We start from the raw sequence: 5,450 nt of genomic DNA on the forward strand, positions 1-5,450 counted from the left end.
TCAGTGTGTTACAAGGTTGTTGTCTCGTAACCGTATAGTGAACGCGAACAATAATTGTCTCAAATAATTGCTTTACAGTGTGTTGTAAGTCATCGGCCTATTAGTACAGGTCAGCTACACAAGTCTTTAGTCCTTGCTTCCACATCCTGCCTATCAACCCAGTGGTCTAGCTGGGGGCCTCTCACACTCAAGGTGCATGGAAATCTCATCTCGAAGCAGGCTTCCCGCTTAGATGCTTTCAGCGGTTATCCCTTCCAAACGTAGCTAATCAGCGGTGCACTTGGCAGTACAACTGACACACCAGAGGTTTGTCCGTCCCGGTCCTCTCGTACTAAGGACAGCCCTTCTCAAATTTCCAACGCGCGCAGCGGATAGGGACCGAACTGTCTCACGACGTTCTAAACCCAGCTCGCGTACCGCTTTAATGGGCGAACAGCCCAACCCTTGGGACCTACTCCAGCCCCAGGATGCGACGAGCCGACATCGAGGTGCCAAACCATGCCGTCGATATGGACTCTTGGGCAAGATCAGCCTGTTATCCCCGAGGTACCTTTTATCCGTTGAGCGACGGCCCTTCCACGAGGTGCCGCCGGATCACTAGTCCCGACTTTCGTCCCTGCTCGAGCTGTCACTCTCACAGTCAAGCTCCCTTGTGCACTTACACTCGACACCTGATTGCCAACCAGGCTGAGGGAACCTTTGGGCGCCTCCGTTACATTTTAGGAGGCAACCGCCCCAGTTAAACTACCCATCAGGCACTGTCCCTGAACCAGATCATGGTCCGAAGTTAGGTGACCGGTACAGCCAGAGTGGTATTTCAACGATGACTCCACCCGAACTAGCGTCCGAGCTTCACAGTCTCCCACCTATCCTACACAAGCTGCACCGAACACCAATACCAAACTATAGTAAAGGTCTCGGGGTCTTTCCGTCCTGCTGCGCGTAACGAGCATCTTTACTCGTACTGCAATTTCGCCGAGTTCATGGTTGAGACAGCGGGGAAGTCGTTACTCCATTCGTGCAGGTCGGAACTTACCCGACAAGGAATTTCGCTACCTTAGGATGGTTATAGTTACCACCGCCGTTTACTGGGGCTTAAATTCTCAGCTTCGCAACAAGTTGCTAACCGGTCCTCTTAACCTTCCAGCACCGGGCAGGAGTCAGTCCGTATACATCGTCTTGCGACTTCGCACGGACCTGTGTTTTTAGTAAACAGTCGCTTCCCCCTGGTCTCTGCGGCCCACACCCGCAAAAGAAGAGCAAGTCTTCTCCACGGGGCAGGCCCCCCTTCTTCCGAAGTTACGGGGGCATTTTGCCGAGTTCCTTAACCATGATTCTCTCGATCGCCTTAGTATTCTCTACCTGATCACCTGTGTCGGTTTGGGGTACGGGCGACTAGAACCTCGCGCCGATGCTTTTCTAGGCAGCATAGGATCACCAAATCACCCACCAAAGTGGGCGCCTATCAGGTCTCAGGCTCTATGAGTCACGGATTTGCCTATGACTCGCCCTACACCCTTGGACCAGGTCAATTCCATTGCCTGGCTCGGCTACCTTCCTGCGTCACACCTGTTAATACGCTGACCTCACAACATCGGTTCCCAACACCTCACACAACAAACAACCCGAAGGCCGCAACAGTCATGCTCAACACTGGTTAGCATCAATCGCTCAGTATGGGCGGTTCTTCGCCGGTACGGGAATATCAACCCGTTGTCCATCGACTACGCCTGTCGGCCTCGCCTTAGGTCCCGACTCACCCAGGGCAGATTAGCTTGACCCTGGAACCCTTGATCATTCGGCGGACGGGTTTCTCACCCGTCATTCGCTACTCATGCCTGCATTCTCACTCGTGTGGTCTCCACCGCTGGTTTACACCGCGACTTCACCGTCCACACGACGCTCCCCTACCCATCCAAACACCCAATCGAAACCGGGTAAATATCTGAATGACGCAACTTCGGCGGTGTGCTTGAGCCCCGCTACATTATCGGCGCGGAATCACTTGACCAGTGAGCTATTACGCACTCTTTCAAGGGTGGCTGCTTCTAAGCCAACCTCCTGGTTGTCACAGCAACTCCACATCCTTTTCCACTTAGCACACGCTTAGGGGCCTTAGTTGGCGTTCTGGGCTGTTTCCCTCTCGACTATGAAGCTTATCCCCCACAGTCTCACTGCTACGCTCTCACTTACCGGCATTCGGAGTTTGGCTAACGTCAGTAACCTTTTAGGGCCCATTAGCTATCCAGTAGCTCTACCTCCGGTAAGAAACACATAACGCTGCACCTAAATGCATTTCGGGGAGAACCAGCTATCACGAAGTTTGATTGGCCTTTCACCCCTACCCACAGCTCATCCCCTCCATTTTCAACTGAAGTGGGTTCGGTCCTCCACGCGCTCTTACACACGCTTCAACCTGGCCATGGGTAGATCACTTCGCTTCGGGTCTAGACCGTGCCACTCAAACGCCCTATTCAGACTCGCTTTCGCTACGGCTTCCCCACACGGGTTAACCTCGCGACACAGCACTAACTCGCAGGCTCATTCTTCAAAAGGCACGCCATCACACAACCACAAGGGTCATGCTCTAACGGATTGTAAGCGCACGGTTTCAGGTACTATTTCACTCCCCTCCCGGGGTACTTTTCACCATTCCCTCACGGTACTGATTCACTATCGGTCATCAGGTAGTATTCAGGCTTACCAGGTGGTCCTGGCAGATTCACACAAGATTTCTCGAGCCCCGTGCTACTCGGGTACCCACACTAGAACGGCAGACACGCATTACACCTACGGGACTATCACCCTCTCTGGTCCGGCATTCCAACCGATTCACCTATACGCCTGCACCTCATCCCGCCAACCAGATAGGGTTGGCACATGTGGGCCCCACAACCCCGGTGATGCAACGCCTATCCGCTATCACACACCAACCGGTTTAGCCCCATCCGCGTTCGCTCGCCACTACTAACGGAATCACTATTGTTTTCTCTTCCTGCGGGTACTGAGATGTTTCACTTCCCCGCGTTCCCTCCACGCAACCTATACATTCAGCTGCGGGTCATACGGCATGACACCGTACGGGGTTTCCCCATTCGGAAATCCTGGTCTCAACGTCAGGTTATCGACTCCACCAGGCTTATCGCAGATTCCCACGTCCTTCATCGGCTCCTGATGCCAAGGCATCCACCGTGCGCCCTTAAAAACTTCAACACAAAACAAGTTCTCAAGTTTGAGCTATAAAACAATCAACAAAATCACAAAACAACCACACCAAAAAACCCCAAAAGGCTCTCTAACATGGTCATCTTATAAGATGCTCGCGTTCACTATACAGTTCCCAAACAACAACCCCACACCCCCACACAAACCACCAACAACCCACCCCACAAAGAGGCGAACCATCACGATGACCGTGCAAAGACACAGGACAAACACTGAAACACCAAACCCCTCAACAAAAGGGGGCTTGTTGCCTCAAAACCCAACAGCATGCCAAACCATACAAACCACCTGGCCCCCACACCCTCATTCCAACACCCACAACCCCCAAAGGAGAAGCAAACGCGTACTAAGAAAGCATGAACACCATGCAGCCACAGCCAATACCACCAAACACAACATGAGCTGCATCTGTTTTTCCGGTATTGAGTTCATTGATATTCCACCCATGAGCAACCCGCCTGCCAACACTCGTGACAGAAACGGGCAACCAATAATTGGTTAGCTCCTTAGAAAGGAGGTGATCCAGCCGCACCTTCCGGTACGGCTACCTTGTTACGACTTAGTCCCAATCGCCAGTCCCACCTTCGACGACTCCCTCCACACAAGGTGGTTAGGCCATCGGCTTCGGGTGTTACCAACTTTCGTGACTTGACGGGCGGTGTGTACAAGGCCCGGGAACGTATTCACCGCAGCGTTGCTGATCTGCGATTACTAGCGACTCCGACTTCATGGGGTCGAGTTGCAGACCCCAATCCGAACTGAGACCGGCTTTTAGGGATTAGCTCCACCTCACAGTATCGCAACCCATTGTACCGGCCATTGTAGCATGCGTGAAGCCCAAGACATAAGGGGCATGATGATTTGACGTCATCCCCACCTTCCTCCGAGTTGACCCCGGCAGTCTCCCATGAGTCCCCACCTTTACGTGCTGGCAACATGGAACGAGGGTTGCGCTCGTTGCGGGACTTAACCCAACATCTCACGACACGAGCTGACGACAACCATGCACCACCTGTGAACCAGCCCCGAAGGGAAACCCCATCTCTGAGGCGGTCTGGAACATGTCAAGCCTTGGTAAGGTTCTTCGCGTTGCATCGAATTAATCCGCATGCTCCGCCGCTTGTGCGGGCCCCCGTCAATTCCTTTGAGTTTTAGCCTTGCGGCCGTACTCCCCAGGCGGGGCACTTAATGCGTTAGCTACGGCGCGGAAAACGTGGAATGTTCCCCACACCTAGTGCCCAACGTTTACGGCATGGACTACCAGGGTATCTAATCCTGTTCGCTCCCCATGCTTTCGCTCCTCAGCGTCAGTAGATGCCCAGAGACCTGCCTTCGCCATCGGTGTTCCTCCTGATATCTGCGCATTTCACCGCTACACCAGGAATTCCAGTCTCCCCTACATCACTCTAGTCTGCCCGTACCCACCGCAGATCCGAGGTTGAGCCTCGGACTTTCACGGCAGACGCGACAAACCGCCTACGAGCTCTTTACGCCCAATAAATCCGGATAACGCTTGCGCCCTACGTATTACCGCGGCTGCTGGCACGTAGTTAGCCGGCGCTTCTTCTGCAGGTACCGTCACTTTCGCTTCTTCCCTACTGAAAGAGGTTTACAACCCGAAGGCCGTCATCCCTCACGCGGCGTCGCTGCATCAGGCTTTCGCCCATTGTGCAATATTCCCCACTGCTGCCTCCCGTAGGAGTCTGGGCCGTGTCTCAGTCCCAGTGTGGCCGGTCACCCTCTCAGGCCGGCTACCCGTCGTCGCCTTGGTGAGCCATTACCTCACCAACAAGCTGATAGGCCGCGAGTCCATCCCCAACCGATAAATCTTTCCACCAAAAACCATGCGGTTAAAGGTCATATCCAGTATTAGACCCAGTTTCCCGGGCTTATCCCAGAGTCAGGGGCAGGTTACTCACGTGTTACTCACCCGTTCGCCACTAATCACCCGTGCAAGCACGGGGTCATCGTTCGACTTGCATGTGTTAAGCACGCCGCCAGCGTTCATCCTGAGCCAGGATCAAACTCTCCATAAAAAACAAAAAGCCACCGAAACCCCTTGGAAAATAAGGGAAGAATCGATGATAAAATCCTGGCGAATAAAAACACTTGAAACAACACACGGGGGTGCATCATTCCAAGCAAATGTTATATATCCACCAAATTAAAAATAATTCGGTATCAACAAACTTGGCACACTATTGAGTTCTCAAACAACAAACACT

Annotated in this window: 2 rRNA genes; both read right to left on the reverse strand. The window is 53.2% G+C overall.

The features are described 5' to 3' along the window. Positions 1–79 precede the first annotated feature (79 nt). Positions 80–3,213: ribosomal RNA gene (locus tag CIK74_RS16415) — 23S ribosomal RNA — on the reverse strand. Positions 3,214–3,735: 522 nt separating this feature from the next. Further along, positions 3,736–5,261: ribosomal RNA gene (locus tag CIK74_RS16420) — 16S ribosomal RNA — on the reverse strand. The 16S and 23S rRNA genes sit together here, the layout of an rRNA operon. Between the last annotated feature and the right edge of the window lie 189 nt (positions 5,262–5,450).

This window comes from Glutamicibacter sp. BW77 (genome assembly GCF_002332285.1).
Classification (GTDB): Bacteria; Actinomycetota; Actinomycetes; order Actinomycetales; family Micrococcaceae; genus Glutamicibacter; species Glutamicibacter bergerei.